The organism is Acinetobacter seifertii (genome assembly GCF_000368065.1).
GTDB classification, from domain to species: Bacteria; Pseudomonadota; Gammaproteobacteria; order Pseudomonadales; family Moraxellaceae; genus Acinetobacter; species Acinetobacter seifertii.
The window spans coordinates 174735-189592 of the sequence record NZ_KB851204.1 but is presented as its reverse complement, the minus strand read 5'-3'; the positions used below and the strand labels follow the sequence as shown (position 1 = coordinate 189592).

The window sequence follows — 14858 nt, the reverse complement described above, 5'->3', positions numbered from 1 at the left end:
CAGGCTCGGCTTAAATGCATCACAACGTGATCCAATAAATTGTTCAAGTGTTTTTAGGGCTTCTTCTAAATTTGCACAAACCATGGCCGCCATACCTACCGAACCATAACAAGATGCTTTCATTTCCAAAGCCAAATAACCCGCTAATGCTGGCTCATGAATGAGTTCAATAGCATGTTCAAAAAGTTTGTTTAAAGCATTAAATTCAACATACCAATAGGGTTTGGTTAATTGTTCTAATGTTATGCCACTTCCATCTAGAAGCTGATCACCCGAGATATTCCATTGCTTAACTATATCGACTAATAAATTAATATAAGTTCCAGGTAATTCTGGATTCATGCATGGTCCACTAGCAATCATAATTGTGGCGTCAAATGGTAAAAACTGTCAGTTCATGAACTATGCCACGTTTTTAAATTGATGCATAGTTGTTCAAAATGGAATCCAGTGAATCGCACTAGACAGCACAATTTCTGAAAAGAATACAGGTCCCCTTATGAATATTTTGATCGTTCATGCGCATCCAGAGCCACAGTCTTTTACAGCTTCATTAAAAACGACAGCTCAGCAAACATTTAAAAAGTTGGGTCATCGTGTAGAAGTTTCTGACTTGTATGCAATGCAGTTCAACCCTGTAGCTTCCAAAGAGGATTTTTTAGAACTCAATCAACCTGACTATTTCAATTACGCATTAGAACAACGTAATGCCACCAAGAAAAACCTTTTAGTACCTGATATTCAAGCGGAAATTGAAAAAGTAAAACGAGCAGATTTGATTATTTTAAACTTTCCTCTTTACTGGACTTCTGTCCCGGCAATTTTAAAAGGATGGATTGATCGCGTATTCGTTTCAGGACTTTTTTATGGCGGAAAACGGTTTTATAACCACGGTGGTATGGCGGGTAAAAAAGCGATGCTCTGTCTAACATTAGGCGGTAGAACGCATATGTTTGGCGAGAACTCTATTCACGGACCAATAGAGCATTATCTATCACCTATTCAACGCGGTACCTTGGCTTATAGCGGTTTTGAAGTTCTTCCACCATTCATTGCCTATCATGTACCTTATATTAGCCAAGAAGCACGAAAAACCATTCTTGAGGACTATATAACGTACCTTACCCACCTCGACCAGCTTGAACCTTTAAAGTTTCCCAAACTTGAACAATTTGATGAAAAGTTATATCCCCTTTAACGGTTTGTTTTAACTCTAAATCGGAAGAATTGTATTCATACTTTTAATTTGGTTCATTCTTTGTATTTTAGACGGTTAAACTTATCTGCTGGAAACACCCCAAAATTGATCAAATGGTAAAAAAATAAATACTGACTTATGCACTATTATGAATAATATAAAATGGAATCAATAATATACACATGTAGATAAACTAGACTTATCCTGTAAAAATGATAACTAATACTCACTTCATGATCAATCAACTCATATTTTTACAAAAAAATCTTTGACCATTTTTCTTGGATTTTTGACAAAAATGTCATAAATACATGGCTTATTACTAATAGATTAAAAATATAAATATCAATTATTTAAAATAGTTTAATAATGTAAAAATTTCTCCACATTTCATTCTTTATTGACTTTTTTTGTATAAAAAATGAGTACTCCCCAGTTCATATAACAGATTTACTCTTAGTGTAATTATGCTATTTTTGTTACATGGAGTTATCAAAGCTTTGAAACTTGTAATTAAAAGCTTTGAAGGCAACACAGTTTAAACGGTTTAACTCTGTTACTTTTAAAAAAATGTCTTGAAGTTCAAGGAAAGATTAAAATGAAATTAAAACATCTGAGCACTGCAATGATTTTGGCAACGCTGCCTGCAACTGGGGTTTTCGCAGCAGCTTTGGATCGCTCTGGACAGTCAATGTCTGCATTCTTACAACCAGGTAACTACTTTGAAGCGGGTATTTCTGTTTTAGACCCAACTGTAGAGGGTAAAGAAGCAGGATCAAGCGCAACTCGTCGCGATATTGGTGATATGGCTAATGATTATTATTTTCCAAATGCCGCACTAAAATTACAACTCAACGATAAATTTTCTTTTGGTTTACTCTACGACCAACCATTTGGAGCTAATGCTGAATATAGTGGTCAAAATGTATTTGTCTCTGACCCATCTAATACTATTTTAGCTCCAGCAGCCCTAGATAGTATCCGCACAAACACTATTAATACAGCTTTTAATAATTTAACAGCAAATCAACGTGTTGGTGCAGCACTTCAAGCACAAGGTGTTAACTTATCTACTCCAGCAGGTCAAGCACAATTTGCTGCAACTCTAAATGCATACAATAATGACCCAACAACTAAAGCTGTTATTGATGCAGGTGTAAAACAAGGTGTTGCTGCACAAGTAGATGCAGGTTTGAAGCAAGTGAATGGTTTACTTGGAACTGGTGCTACAAAAGTTAAAGTTGATACTCAAAACTTATCTTTTGTATTTGGTTTCCAACCGACTCAAAACTGGAACATCTATGCAGGTGGTGTCTATCAGACAATTAAAGGCAATGTAAGTTTACGCGGACAAGCTTATAGTATTTATAATGGCTACGATGCTGACATTAAAGAAACAGGTGGAGCTGGTTGGTTAGCTGGTGTTGCTTATCAAATTCCTGAAATTGCCCTTAAAGCTTCTGTGACTTATCGTTCTGAAATCGATCACGATGTAAATATTCGCGAAAAAATCCCTACCCTTCCAGCTTTATCACTTTTAGGACAAGATGCCGCAGCTGCTGCAATTGCAAATAGCTCAGCTGACACAAAAATCACGACACCTCAATCAGTAAACTTTGATTTCCAGACAGGTATCATGGCTAATACTGTTGCGTTTGCTAACGTACGTTGGGTGAACTGGAAAGATTTCGCGATTCAACCATACAAATTTGGCCAACTTTCACAAGTTGTTGGACCTCTTGTTGGACGTCCAAATGGCTTTAACTTAGTTGAATATGCTGATGATCAATGGACGGTGAATGCTGGTGTAGGTCGTAAGCTTAATGAAAAATGGGCAGGTAATGTCTCTGTAGGTTGGGACTCTGGTGCAGGAAACCCTGTAACCACATTAGGCCCAACGGAAGGTTACTGGAACGTAGGTTTAGGTGTTCAATATAGCCCTACTCCACAAACTTTCATTGCCGGTGGTGTAAAATACTTCTGGTTGGGTGATGCTAAAGCACAAACTGGTGCACAAGCTGGTACCGATCAATATGTTGCAGAGTTCTCAGACAACAACGCGATCGCTTATGGCTTAAAACTTGGTTATAAATTCTAAGCCCAAAAATTATCACATATAAAAAAGGCGCTTAAAGCGCCTTTTTTATTGTCCATTCTTAAGCAGGAATATTACGCTGCGAAACTGAACGGATTGCTTCTTTTAATGCATCATAGCCATGAATTGCTGGGAACTGAGGGAACTCAGCAATCACATTTGCAGGTGCATCAAATAAGAAGCCATGATCAGCTTCACCAAGCATGGTTGTGTCGTTATATGAATCCCCTGCCGCGATTACACGGAAATTTAAACCGTGAAGTGCTTTAACAGACTCACGTTTTTGATCTGGTTGACGTAGTTTATAAGCAGTGATCATTCCTTCGTCATCTGTCTCTAACTTATGACAGAAAATTGTTGGCCACCCTAATTGCTTCATTAGAGGATGAGCAAACTCATAGAAGGTATCTGACAAAATCACAAGTTGGAAATGAGTACTTACCCATTCAACAAACTCTTTGGCACCTGGTAATGGCCCCATCTCAGCAATCACTTCTTGAATGTCATTTAGGCCTAAACCATGTTGTTTTAAGATATTCAGACGCTGAGTCATTAAAACATCATAATCCGGAATATCACGAGTTGTTGCTTCTAGTTCTTTAATCCCTGTTTTTTTTGCGAAATTGATCCAGATTTCAGGAACTAAAACCCCTTCAAGATCTAGGCATACGATTTCCATGAATGCTTCCAACGTTGGTTAAAAATTGCTGTATCATACCATTAAGATTTTCAGTTTTGCGTTGTTATTGATCAAATCAATTTTATTCATAAGGATTGAAATTAAAGTGCTAAGCAATTTATTTACTATCCTTTAGAATATTTTTCATAACTCAATGCGCCCAAGCCTTTTGCCAGGAACACCCATGACCGTTATTCCGACTATTGATATTGTTGATGCTCTCGCAGCTGAATATGCAGCTAAAAGCCCACGCGAGATCTTAGAACTTGCATTAAGCCAACAAGGTGAAATCGCAATTTCATTCTCAGGTGCAGAAGACGTCGTCTTAATTGATATGGCTTCACGTTTAGGCAAACCTTTCCGTGTTTTTAGCCTTGATACCGGACGCTTGCATGCTGAAACATATCAATTTATTGAAACTGTTCGTAAGCATTACAATATTAATATCGAAATTTGCTTTCCTGAATCTGAAGCTGTGCAAAGCATGGTGAATGAAAAAGGCTTATTTAGCTTCTTTAAAGATGGGCACCAAGAATGCTGTGGTATTCGAAAAGTTCAGCCTTTGCGTAAAAAACTTGCAACCTTAGATGGCTGGATTACAGGCCAGCGTAAAGATCAAAGTCCGGGTACACGTACCGAAATTCCTGTCGTACAAGCTGACGTAGGTTTCTCTGGTCCAGACAAACAACTCATTAAATATAATCCGCTTGCGAACTGGTCTAGCGCTGAAGTATGGAGTTATATCCGTATGATGGAAATTCCATATAATCCTTTACATGAGCGTGGTTTTGTTTCTATTGGTTGTGAACCATGTACTCGTGCGGTACTTCCAAACCAGCATGAACGCGAAGGCCGCTGGTGGTGGGAAGAAGCAACGCAAAAAGAATGTGGCTTACATGCAGGCAACTTAAAAAAATAGTCTGGTATAAAAAAACCACTGATGAATCAGTGGTTTTTTTTACAGTTATATCTCGTACACAAAGTCATATTTAATCTGTAATAAACGCTATATACTAAATTTTACGGTTCTATAATTCTAATAAGAGCTCAGTTAAGGGCTTCTTAGAAAAAAGCATGAGGCACAACAAGTTATGCGTCCATTACACCCTATTGATTTTATTTTTCTATCACTAGAAAAAAGACAACAACCGATGCATGTTGGCGGATTGTTTTTATTTGAAATTCCTGAAAATGCCCCTGAAACTTTTGTTCGTGATTTAGTAGAAGAAATTCGCCAATCAAAAAGTATTCCTGTCCCTCCCTTCAATAACCGTTTAAATGGTTTATTTTGGGATGAAGACGAAGAGTTCGATATTGATCACCATTTCCGCCATATTGCTCTGCCTCATCCTGGTCGAATCCGTGAGTTACTGGTTTATATTTCGCAGCAGCATAGTTCTTTAATTGACCGAGCAAAACCGCTTTGGACGTGCGACATTATTGAAGGAATCGAAGGTAATCGTTTCGCGATGTACTTTAAGATTCATCATGCCATGGTAGATGGCGTTGCGGGTATGCGTTTAATTGAAAAGTCTCTATCTAAGACCCCACAAGAAAAACATGTAGTTCCCCTTTGGTGTGTAGAAAGTAAAAGAACAAAGCGCTTAAAAGTGCCAAAACCAAGTACCAGTAAAATCAAAAGTATTTTGGGAGGCATCAAGTCACAACTTGAAGTTACACCTAAAGTCATGCATGAGTTATCACAAACCATTTTTAAAGAGATGGGGAAAAATCCCGACTATGTATCGACTTTTCAAGCTCCAGTTTCAATTTTAAATCAGCGTGTAAGTGCTTCACGTCGCTTTGCAGCTCAATCATTTGAATTAAGTCGTCTTAGAAAGATTTCTAAAGCCCTTGGTGTGACCATCAATGATGTTGTGCTTGCTGTATGTTCAGGTGCGTTACGTGAATACCTGATTAGTCATAACAGTTTGCCTAAAAAGCCTCTTATTGCCATGGTCCCTGCTTCACTGCGCACAGATGACTCTAATGTGAGTAATCGCATTACGATGATTCTAGCGAATTTGGGGACTCATAAAGATCAGCCTTTAGAACGACTCGAAATTATTCGTCGTAGTATGCAAAATTCGAAGCAACGCTTTAGCCGCATGACTGCAAATGAGATTTTAAACTATAGTGCTGTGGTTTATGGTCCGGCAGGTCTAAACATCATGTCTGGGATGCTTCCTAAGCGCCAAGCGTTTAATTTAGTGATTTCTAATGTACCAGGTCCACGTGAGCCACTTTATTGGAATGGTGCGAAATTAGATGCGCTTTACCCAGCTTCTATTGTCATGGACGGGCAAGCACTCAATATTACGATGACGAGCTATCTAGATAAGCTTGAAGTAGGTTTAACAGCATGTCGAAATGCTTTACCTAAAATGCAAAACCTTCTGACTCATCTTGAAAACGAGATTCAACGTTTTGAAGAGATTATTGAAGAGAAACAACTAAAACATCATTCGGTTGGTTAAGAAAAACTAAGGGGCTTTGAAATGGCCCCTTATTTTTTAATTGTGCGGCACTGATTAAGTAACTGATGACATACTGAACGAATCATTGCAGTTGTGATCGGTACTTCTTTACCTTGGTCATTCAACATATAGCAGCTATTTACTGGCGTGCTTTCTAAAACATGTTTAAGACCGTTGCTAATTAAGTTTTCACTTACATTCATGGGTTATACCTCTTATTGTTTGCTAAGACGTTTTAAATAGGGAGAACGTCTAGGGCTACTGTATGTAAGTAGTATTTAAAATTCATGAATGAAAGTAAAATTTCAGTTGTAACAAGGATTAAGCGATATCTTGTTACAACTTTAACTTAAAATGATATCGTATTGCTCTTGCGTATATAAATTTTCAACCTGAAATTTAATAACTCTGTTGATAAAATGCTCTAAATCAGCCACTGCTGGGGCTTCTGCAGTTAATAATCGGTCAATCACCGATGGATGCGCAACAACAGTAAAGCCACTCGTAGACTCGAAAGCACGGGTATAACGTAATATCTCACGAAATATTTCGTAACATACTGTCTCTGCTGTTTTGACAAAACCACGTCCTTGACACGTTGGACACGACTCACATAACAAGTGCTCGAGTGATTCTCGCGTCCGTTTACGCGTCATTTCTACCAAACCAAGTTCAGATACCTGAGTAATTTTGGTTTTCGCATGATCGCGTTCAAGCATTTTTTCAAATTGACGCATCACCTCTTCACGGTGAATGGCTTCTTGCATGTCAATAAAATCAATAATGATGATACCGCCCAGATTTCTAAGTCTGAGCTGACGTGCAATAACCTGAGTCGCTTCCATATTCGTCTTAAAGACTGTGTCTTCCAGACTACGACCACCGACATAAGAACCAGTATTCACATCAATGGTCGTCATGGCTTCAGTCTGGTCAATCATTAGATAACCACCAGACTTTAGAGCAACACGGGTTTGTAACGCTTTTTGAATATCTTCTTCAACGTTATAAAGATCGAATAATGGGCGTTCACCTGGATAATGAATCAGGCGACTTTGCATATTCGGTACAAACTCATCTACAAATTCACGGAGTTTTCCATGAATCTCTCTCGAGTCGACATAAATTTTTGCAGTTTCTTCACTTGCTAAATCACGAATAATTCGTTGTGGTAGCGGTAATTCTTCAAAAATTAAGGAAGGTACTGCAACGTCAACTTGCTTACGCTGAATGTATTCCCATAACTTACTGAGGTAACACATATCCTGCGCAATCTCAGCATCATCTACGCCTTCAGCAGCAGTACGTACAATCACACTCCCCGGTAGATTGTGCTCTGCCTGAATACCTTCGATGATATTACGTAAGCGCTCACGTTCTTCTTCTGACTCAATACGCTGAGAAACCCCGATATGATTACCATATGGCATGAGAACTAAATAGCGAGAAGGAATTGAAAGATCAGTACTCAGGCGGGCACCTTTTGTACCCAGCATATCTTTCATAACCTGAACGGTAAGCGTTTGTCCTGGATGAAGTAATTCAAAAACGTTAGGAGTTGGTTGAGAACGAGGCCAAACCATATCATTAATATGTAAAAAGGCTGTTCTAGATAAACCGATATCAACAAAAGCCGCTTGCATACCAGGCAGTACACGAACAACTTTACCTTTGTAGATATTACCGACCAAACCACGTTTAACTGTACGTTCTACATACAGCTCATTAACAGTTCCATTTTCGATTAATGCCACCCGACACTCCATAGGCGTGACATTAATAAGTAGTTCTTCTGACATACATAAACTCAAAGCATTATAAAATTTTTATTAAAGAGTCAGAGAGACTGTTAACGTAGCTTTGTCCACTATTCATCGACAATGCAATTCAATCAAGAATTATCAACAACCCCTTATGTCTTCACTCTTTTGAATAACTGTGAAAATTCGTACAAAGGAAGTCCTACCACATTACTATAACTTCCTTGAATTTTGGGAATATATTGCGAAGCAATTCCTTGAATTGCATACGCACCGGCCTTCCCTACAGGTTCTCCTGTGGCCCAATAGTCTTCCATATCTTGTGTAGTTAAGGCCGCAAATTCAACTTGTGTTTGCACCACCTGACTCAAGATTTGTTGCTGTGTCGCAATACAAATTCCGGAAAACACATCATGCCAACGACCAGATAATTGTTTCCAAATTTCAAAAGCATGCTGTTTTGAGTCAGGTTTACCAATAATCTGACCATCAAGCCCAAGACTTGTATCGGCCGCAATAACCACGGCATCTGGAAAAATATTTAATACGGCTTGGGCTTTTTCTCTAGCTAAACGCTCAACATATTGATAAACCAGCTCACCGTCATGAACAGATTCATCAATATCAGGGCTATAAATTTCAAAATCTAAACCCAACTGCTGCAACAGCTCTCTCCGACGCGGAGAACTGGAAGCTAAAACTAAATGCGCCATTTTGCTAAACAATAATAAACTACTGGCCAAGTTAGAACACTGGTCATTAATGGTTGCCAATGGCGAGCAATTGAGAAGTGAGTACCTCCCATGGTTTGGGTCACCCACATAAAGGCTAAATGAGCAATAATAACCAAAGTGGCAATTGTCCATAAATTACCGAAAGTCAAAATACGACGCTCGCGTATTAAAAACCGGGTAACAAAGGTAACAATAACAAAGCTCAGTGCATTTAGTCCTAATGGAGCATCAAGTAGTAAGTCTGTAAAAAGCCCCATACCAAATGCAAACCATACTCCACACCATGTTGGTTGGCAAACGACCCAAAACAACATGATCATAAGCATGAACAATGGTCGCCAGCCAGAAATATCGTAGGATAATGGGTAAACCATGAGTACTGAACCCACGATTACAGAGAGTATAATTACCCATAATGGATCATTACGCTTCTCACGTTTCAATTTAGCGATCGGCATATGGCTGCTCCTTCGCTAATGAGTCTGAGAAAAGTACAATAACATGATGCCCTGTTGCGAGCTGAGCAGCTGGAGTAATATCAATTTCCGCAAATTCACCTGAATTATGACGGCGTATTTTAGCTACTGTACCCACTGCGTAACCTGCTGGAAAATGCTCACCTAAGCCAGAACTCAGGACTTTATCGCCAACCTGAATATTTGCACTGGTTGGAACATATTCCATTTTCAAGCGACCTAAATCGCCAGTACCAGAAACAATCGCCCGCATACCTGTACGCTCTAGACGAACAGATAGTGAATGCTCTTTATCAGAAAGTAACATCACACGTGAACTATGAGGGTACACATTAATAATTTGCCCCATAATCCCTTTATCATCTAGAACCGTTTGACCAACCTTAAGATGATCCATTGAACCCCGGTTAATAATGATGATATGACGGAGCGGATCGGCATCTGTTCCAATTACTTCAGCAATTTCCATACGACCATCAATAATTAATGGTGTATCAAGTAAGCCGCGTAATCGGGTATTTTCAGCAGACAGCTCTGACAGCTTCTGCAAACGAACCTGAGCCTGTAACAGCTCAGCCTGCATTGCAGTGTTTTCACGGCGCAGTTGTGTTTCAGATTTAGTTTGTTGATTCAGCCATTCTCTCGACAGTACCGGATAACTTGCAAGCGCATAAATTGGGTTATATGCAGCGTACAAGACATCCCTTGCTGGCTGAATTACATAAGGCATACGCCAATCAAAGAAAAGCACAACCAAGCATGTAATGACCGCAATAATGAACGAGCGGAAAGATGGCGGCTGTCTTGAAAAAATATTCGGTTGCACCGCCTAATCCTTAAACTTAACCGACGAAAAGCATGTCATGGTTCGGGTTGTCGAAGAATTCTAATACTTTACCACCACCACGGGTTACACAAGTAAGAGGATCTTCAGCCACAACAACTGGTAAACCAGTTTCTTGAGCTAATAATTTGTCGAGGTTGCGAAGTAACGCACCACCACCTGTCAACACAATACCGCGCTCAGCAATATCTGAAGAAAGTTCAGGAGGAGTTTGTTCAAGAGCTGATTTCACCGCGCTTACAATGCTTTGTAATGGGTCAGAAATCGCTTGAGTAATTTCGTCAGAAGTTACGGTAATTGCACGAGGCACACCTTCTGCAAGGTTACGACCACGTACTTCAATTTCTAATGTCGTACCATCAGAAACAGCCATACCTACTTCTTTCTTAATAATTTCAGCTGTGGTTTCACCAATTACGCAACCGTGAGCTTTACGAACATAATTAATGATTTGCTCATCAAATACATCGCCACCAATACGTAAAGAATCAGCATAGACACAACCTTGCAATGAAATAATTGCAATTTCAGTTGTACCACCACCAACATCCACAACCATAGAACCACATGCTTGTTCAACTGGCATACCCGCACCAATTGCAGCCGCCATCGGCTCTTCAATTAAGCGCACATCACGGGCACCCGCATTAAATACGGCTTCACGAATCGCACGACGCTCGACCAAAGTTGATTTACATGGTACACATACAACTACACGAGGTGCAGGTGGGAACAAACGTTTTTCGTGAACTTTACCAATGAACTGATTCAGCATGGTTTCAGTCACTTCAAAGTCTGCAATTACACCGTCTTTCATTGGACGAATTGCAGAAATATTTGCAGGCGTACGGCCTAACATTTGTTTCGCATCCAGCCCTACAGCAGCAACAATTTTTTGTGAACCACTGTGACGAATTGCCACAACTGTTGGTTCATTTAATATAATGCCGCGGCCTGGTGCATAAATAAGTGTATTTGCTGTACCTAAATCAATGGCTAGATCCGGCGAAAACAAGCCAATTAGTCGTTTTAGAATCACGGTTCGTTCTCAGTTAAACTTTCATGTGGATGCAAGGTGGCAACTTTAAACTAAATGTGATGATTTGAACAAGTCAATCGCTTATTATAACGCACGATATTTTGAAAATTTTTAATACTGATTAGGTGATGTTATGTCTACATCGGATGCACAGCATTCAGCAGATTTAAATGCACAAACAGTTTCAGCAATCGCCAATCTTGCTCGATTGTCGCTCAATGATACGCAATCTGCTGAATATGCTCAAAGTCTAAATAAAATTTTAGGCATGATGGAAACCTTAAAAGGCATTGATACGGAAGGCGTAGAACCTTTGAAGAGTCCTTTTGACAATCCTCAACCTTTACGTGCTGATGTGGTAACTGAAAGTAATCATCGAGATGAATACCAAGCTGTTGCACCTGCAACTCAAGATGGTTTGTATCTTGTCCCTCGCGTGATTGAATAACTTTTAGTCAATTAATCCATCTTCCCAATTTTGAATGTAAAGAAATTTTACTCATGACTGATTTACATCGCTTATCAATTCGTGAACTTGCTGAAGGCTTAAGCCAAGCGAAGTTTTCATCTCGCGAATTGACTGAACACTATTTAAAACGTATTGCTAAAATTGACCCACTGGTAAAAAGCTACGTGACGGTTACACCTGAACAAGCGCTTGCTGAAGCCGACGCAGCCGATGCAGCTTTAAAAGCGGGTAATGCAACTGCTTTAACGGGTATTCCACTTGCTCATAAAGATATCTTTTGTACCAAAGGCATTAAAACCACTGCTGGTTCAAAAATTCTAGACAACTTCATCTCTCCTTACGATGCAACTGTTGTTGAAAAAACTAAAACAGCTGGTCTTGTCACTTTAGGTAAAGTGAACATGGATGAGTTTGCGATGGGTTCAACCTCTGAAAGCTCATATGTTGGTGCAACAAGCAACCCTTGGGCACTTGACCATGTACCTGGTGGTTCATCAGGTGGCTCTGCTGCGGCTGTAGCAGCTGATTTAGCACCTTTTGCTACAGGTACCGATACAGGTGGCTCAATTCGTCAACCTGCCTCTTTCTGTGGTTTAACAGGCTTAAAACCGACCTATGGTCGTGTATCTCGTTTCGGGATCATTGCTTATGCATCATCTTTAGACCAAGCGGGTCCAATGGCACGCTCTGCTGAAGACTGTGCTTACCTCATGAATGTAATGGCAGGTCACGATGCAAAAGACTCAACTTCGGTTAAAAAGGAAGTTGATGACTACGTTGCAAATTTAAATGGCACATCTGTAAAGGGTTTACGCATTGGTATTCCTAAACAGTACTTTAACGTTGCAGGCTTAGATGCTGACGTTAAAGCACGTGTTGAAGAGTCTTTGAAAAAGCTTGAAGAAATGGGTGCAACCCTTGTTGAGATCGATCTCAACATGACTGAAGCTTATGTACCGACGTATTACCTGATTGCGCCAGCGGAAGCATCTTCTAACTTGTCACGTTACGATGGCGTTCGTTACGGCTACCGCTGTGAAAACCCAGCAGACTTGATGGATCTTTATAAGCGTTCTCGTTCAGAAGGCTTTGGTCCAGAAGTTCAACGTCGTATTTTGATTGGTACATACGCGCTTTCTGCAGGTTATTACGATGCTTACTATGTGAAAGCACAAAAAGTACGTCGTTTAATTCAACAAGACTTTTTAAAAGCATTTGAAAATGTGGATGTGATTGCGGCTCCTGCTGCTCCAACAACTGCATATAAAATTGGTGCGAACTTAAGTCCAACTGAAATGTATTTAGGCGATATCTATACACTTGCAGTGAACTTAGCAGGCTTACCAGCGATTAATGCTCCTGTTGGTTTTGATAAAGACAGCTTACCTGTAGGCTTACAATTAATTGGTAACTACTGGTCAGAATCGCAATTATTGTCGATTGTTCATCAATACCAACAAAATACCGATTTCCATACTCAACGTGCGGCAATTGCTGAGGAGAATGCATAATGGCTGAAGCTCAAAAGTTGAAATTGATTGACGGTTGGGAAGTCGTTATTGGTATCGAGATTCACACTCAGCTTGCAACCAATTCTAAAATTTTCTCTGGTTCATCGACTGAATTTGGTCAAGACCCAAACACACAAGCGAGCCTTGTAGACTTGGCTATGCCGGGTGTATTGCCTGTTTTGAATGAAAAAGTAGTTGATCTTGCTATTCGCTTTGGTTTGGGTATCGATGCTTACATCGACCAAGCATCTGTGTTTGCACGTAAAAACTACTTCTACCCTGACTCTCCAAAAGGCTATCAAATTAGCCAAATGGATAACCCGATTGTGGGCTTGGGTCACATTGACATTCAACTTGAAGATGGTACGACTAAACGTATTGGTGTAACTCGTGCCCACCTTGAAGAAGATGCTGGTAAATCTGTGCACGACCAATTTGAAGGCATGTCTGGCATTGACTTAAACCGTGCTGGTACACCTTTACTTGAAATCGTTTCTGAACCAGACATGCGTTCAGTTGAAGAAGCGGTTGCTTATATCAAAGCGATTCACACATTAGTACGTTGGTTAGGTATCTCTGACGGTAACATGGCGGAAGGTTCATTCCGTGCAGACTGTAACGTGTCTTTACGCCGTCCGGGCCAACCATTTGGTACACGCTGTGAGCTTAAAAACCTCAACTCATTCCGTTTCATTGAGCAAGCGATCAATGTTGAAATTGAACGCCAAATGGAAATTTTGGAATGGGGCGGTGAGATTGACCAAGAAACTCGTTTGTTTGATCCAAACAAAATGGAAACGCGTTCAATGCGTTCTAAAGAAGAAGCAAACGATTACCGCTACTTCCCAGATCCAGACTTATTACCAGTAATTATTGCAGATGAGCAAATCGAAGCTGCTCGCGCTGCACTTCCAGAGCTTCCTGCTGCACGTCGTGCACGCTTTATCGCAGACTTTGGTGTAACTGAGTACGATGCTCACGTACTTACGCTCTCACGCGAAATGGCAGACTTTTATGAAGCTGTTGTGGCTGCTGCTGGCGGTGCGAAACAAGGTAAAGTGTCTGCAAACTGGGTAATGGGCGAATTCTCAGGTGCTTTAAACAAAGCAGGCCTAGATTTGGCTGACTCACCTGTTTCTGCTGAACAGCTTGGTGGCATGATTGCTCGTATTGTTGACAACACCATTAGCGGTAAAATTGCTAAACAAGTCTTTGGCTTTATGTGGGAATCGGAAGGTAAATCTGCCGATGACATTATTGCGGAAAAAGGCTTAAAGCAAGAAACCGACACTGGTGCAATTGAAGCAATTATTAAAGAAGTACTTGCAGCCAATGAAAAAATGGTTGAAGAGTACAAGTCTGGTAAAGAAAAAGCCTTTAACGGTCTTGTTGGTCAAGTCATGAAAGCGTCTAAGGGTAAAGCTAACCCTGCTCAAGTAAATGAATTAATGAAAAAATTGATTGGTTAAACTAATCTATTTTTTAGAGAAACCCGCTTTAGAGCGGGTTTTTATCTATTTCAAAAACTCAATCAATCCAAAATAATTTTTAAACTAAAACCATTCTGATAGGTTAT

The 14858-nt window shown here is 39.9% G+C and carries 14 protein-coding genes and 1 pseudogene; 7 read left to right on the top strand and 8 right to left on the bottom strand.

Going from position 1 to position 14858, the window contains the following annotated elements:
- Positions 1 to 342 (bottom strand): annotated as a pseudogene (locus tag F985_RS23470) (AraC family transcriptional regulator ligand-binding domain-containing protein); the annotation flags it as partial.
- 157 nt (positions 343 to 499) lie between these two features.
- Here F985_RS23470 and F985_RS23465 point away from each other — a divergent pair.
- Entirely contained in the window at positions 500 to 1198 is a 699-nt protein-coding gene (locus F985_RS23465; protein WP_004705817.1) for an NAD(P)H-dependent oxidoreductase, read from the top strand.
- A 598-nt stretch (positions 1199 to 1796) separates the two neighbouring features.
- On the top strand, positions 1797 to 3296 hold the full coding sequence (locus F985_RS23460; RefSeq protein WP_004705816.1) for an outer membrane protein transport protein: 1500 nt from the start codon (positions 1797 to 1799) through the stop codon (positions 3294 to 3296).
- Positions 3297 to 3354: 58 nt separating this feature from the next.
- Here F985_RS23460 and thrH read toward each other — a convergent pair whose 3' ends face one another.
- Positions 3355 to 3972, bottom strand: a complete 618-nt coding sequence (gene thrH, locus F985_RS23455) for a bifunctional phosphoserine phosphatase/homoserine phosphotransferase ThrH (RefSeq protein ID WP_000406999.1) — start codon at positions 3970 to 3972, stop codon at positions 3355 to 3357.
- Between the two features lie 184 nt (positions 3973 to 4156).
- Between thrH and F985_RS23450 the strand changes: the two genes are divergently transcribed.
- Together F985_RS23450 and F985_RS23445 are read left to right on the top strand one after the other, a co-directional pair.
- Positions 4157 to 4891, top strand: a complete 735-nt coding sequence (locus F985_RS23450; RefSeq protein WP_004705815.1) for a phosphoadenylyl-sulfate reductase — start codon at positions 4157 to 4159, stop codon at positions 4889 to 4891.
- Positions 4892 to 5063: 172 nt separating this feature from the next.
- A complete protein-coding gene (locus F985_RS23445) occupies positions 5064 to 6449 on the top strand; it encodes a WS/DGAT/MGAT family O-acyltransferase (protein ID WP_004705813.1) in 1386 nt (461 codons plus the stop codon).
- A 29-nt stretch (positions 6450 to 6478) separates the two neighbouring features.
- On the opposite strand, the gene F985_RS23440 is transcribed toward F985_RS23445, so the two are convergent.
- From F985_RS23440 to F985_RS23415, 6 genes are all read right to left on the bottom strand, one after another.
- On the bottom strand, positions 6479 to 6652 hold the full coding sequence (locus F985_RS23440) for a PA1571 family protein (RefSeq protein ID WP_002116397.1): 174 nt from the start codon (positions 6650 to 6652) through the stop codon (positions 6479 to 6481).
- 141 nt (positions 6653 to 6793) lie between these two features.
- Entirely contained in the window at positions 6794 to 8248 is a 1455-nt protein-coding gene (gene rng / locus F985_RS23435) for a ribonuclease G (protein WP_004705812.1), read from the bottom strand.
- Positions 8249 to 8361: 113 nt separating this feature from the next.
- On the bottom strand, positions 8362 to 8922 hold the full coding sequence (locus tag F985_RS23430) for a Maf-like protein (protein WP_004705811.1): 561 nt from the start codon (positions 8920 to 8922) through the stop codon (positions 8362 to 8364).
- Positions 8910 to 9401, bottom strand: coding sequence for a rod shape-determining protein MreD (gene mreD / locus F985_RS23425; RefSeq protein WP_004705810.1), 492 nt, complete (start codon positions 9399 to 9401; stop codon positions 8910 to 8912). The genes F985_RS23430 and mreD overlap by 13 nt, the downstream gene beginning before the upstream one ends.
- On the bottom strand, positions 9388 to 10245 hold the full coding sequence (gene mreC / locus F985_RS23420; RefSeq protein WP_004705808.1) for a rod shape-determining protein MreC: 858 nt from the start codon (positions 10243 to 10245) through the stop codon (positions 9388 to 9390). Before mreC ends, mreD begins: the two co-directional genes overlap by 14 nt.
- Positions 10246 to 10261: 16 nt before the next feature.
- Entirely contained in the window at positions 10262 to 11302 is a 1041-nt protein-coding gene (locus F985_RS23415; RefSeq protein WP_000601379.1) for a rod shape-determining protein, read from the bottom strand.
- Positions 11303 to 11435: 133 nt separating this feature from the next.
- On the opposite strand from F985_RS23415, the gene gatC reads away from it, so the two are divergent.
- The 3 genes from gatC to gatB are packed head-to-tail and all read left to right on the top strand — an operon-like array spanning position 11436 to position 14751.
- Entirely contained in the window at positions 11436 to 11750 is a 315-nt protein-coding gene (gene gatC, locus F985_RS23410; protein ID WP_000107699.1) for an Asp-tRNA(Asn)/Glu-tRNA(Gln) amidotransferase subunit GatC, read from the top strand.
- A gap of 53 nt (positions 11751 to 11803) precedes the next feature.
- On the top strand, positions 11804 to 13282 hold the full coding sequence (gene gatA / locus F985_RS23405; RefSeq protein ID WP_004705807.1) for an Asp-tRNA(Asn)/Glu-tRNA(Gln) amidotransferase subunit GatA: 1479 nt from the start codon (positions 11804 to 11806) through the stop codon (positions 13280 to 13282).
- Positions 13282 to 14751: an Asp-tRNA(Asn)/Glu-tRNA(Gln) amidotransferase subunit GatB gene (gene gatB, locus F985_RS23400; RefSeq protein ID WP_004705806.1), complete on the top strand. Its 1470-nt coding sequence runs from the start codon at positions 13282 to 13284 to the stop codon at positions 14749 to 14751. The genes gatA and gatB overlap by 1 nt, the downstream gene beginning before the upstream one ends.
- The last annotated feature ends 107 nt before the right edge of the window (positions 14752 to 14858 follow it).

What these genes read in the sequence shown, in the direction of transcription:
- F985_RS23465 (WP_004705817.1), top strand. Translation starts at nt 500, where the DNA reads ATGAATATTTTGATCGTTCATGCGCATCCAGAGCCACAGTCTTTTACA.
- F985_RS23460 (WP_004705816.1), top strand. Translation starts at nt 1,797, where the DNA reads ATGAAATTAAAACATCTGAGCACTGCAATGATTTTGGCAACGCTGCCT.
- thrH (WP_000406999.1), bottom strand. Translation starts at nt 3,972, where the DNA reads ATGGAAATCGTATGCCTAGATCTTGAAGGGGTTTTAGTTCCTGAAATC.
- F985_RS23450 (WP_004705815.1), top strand. Translation starts at nt 4,157, where the DNA reads ATGACCGTTATTCCGACTATTGATATTGTTGATGCTCTCGCAGCTGAA.
- F985_RS23445 (WP_004705813.1), top strand. Translation starts at nt 5,064, where the DNA reads ATGCGTCCATTACACCCTATTGATTTTATTTTTCTATCACTAGAAAAA.
- F985_RS23440 (WP_002116397.1), bottom strand. Translation starts at nt 6,652, where the DNA reads ATGAATGTAAGTGAAAACTTAATTAGCAACGGTCTTAAACATGTTTTA.
- rng (WP_004705812.1), bottom strand. Translation starts at nt 8,248, where the DNA reads ATGTCAGAAGAACTACTTATTAATGTCACGCCTATGGAGTGTCGGGTG.
- F985_RS23430 (WP_004705811.1), bottom strand. Translation starts at nt 8,922, where the DNA reads ATGGCGCATTTAGTTTTAGCTTCCAGTTCTCCGCGTCGGAGAGAGCTG.
- mreD (WP_004705810.1), bottom strand. Translation starts at nt 9,401, where the DNA reads ATGCCGATCGCTAAATTGAAACGTGAGAAGCGTAATGATCCATTATGG.
- gatC (WP_000107699.1), top strand. Translation starts at nt 11,436, where the DNA reads ATGTCTACATCGGATGCACAGCATTCAGCAGATTTAAATGCACAAACA.
- gatA (WP_004705807.1), top strand. Translation starts at nt 11,804, where the DNA reads ATGACTGATTTACATCGCTTATCAATTCGTGAACTTGCTGAAGGCTTA.
- gatB (WP_004705806.1), top strand. Translation starts at nt 13,282, where the DNA reads ATGGCTGAAGCTCAAAAGTTGAAATTGATTGACGGTTGGGAAGTCGTT.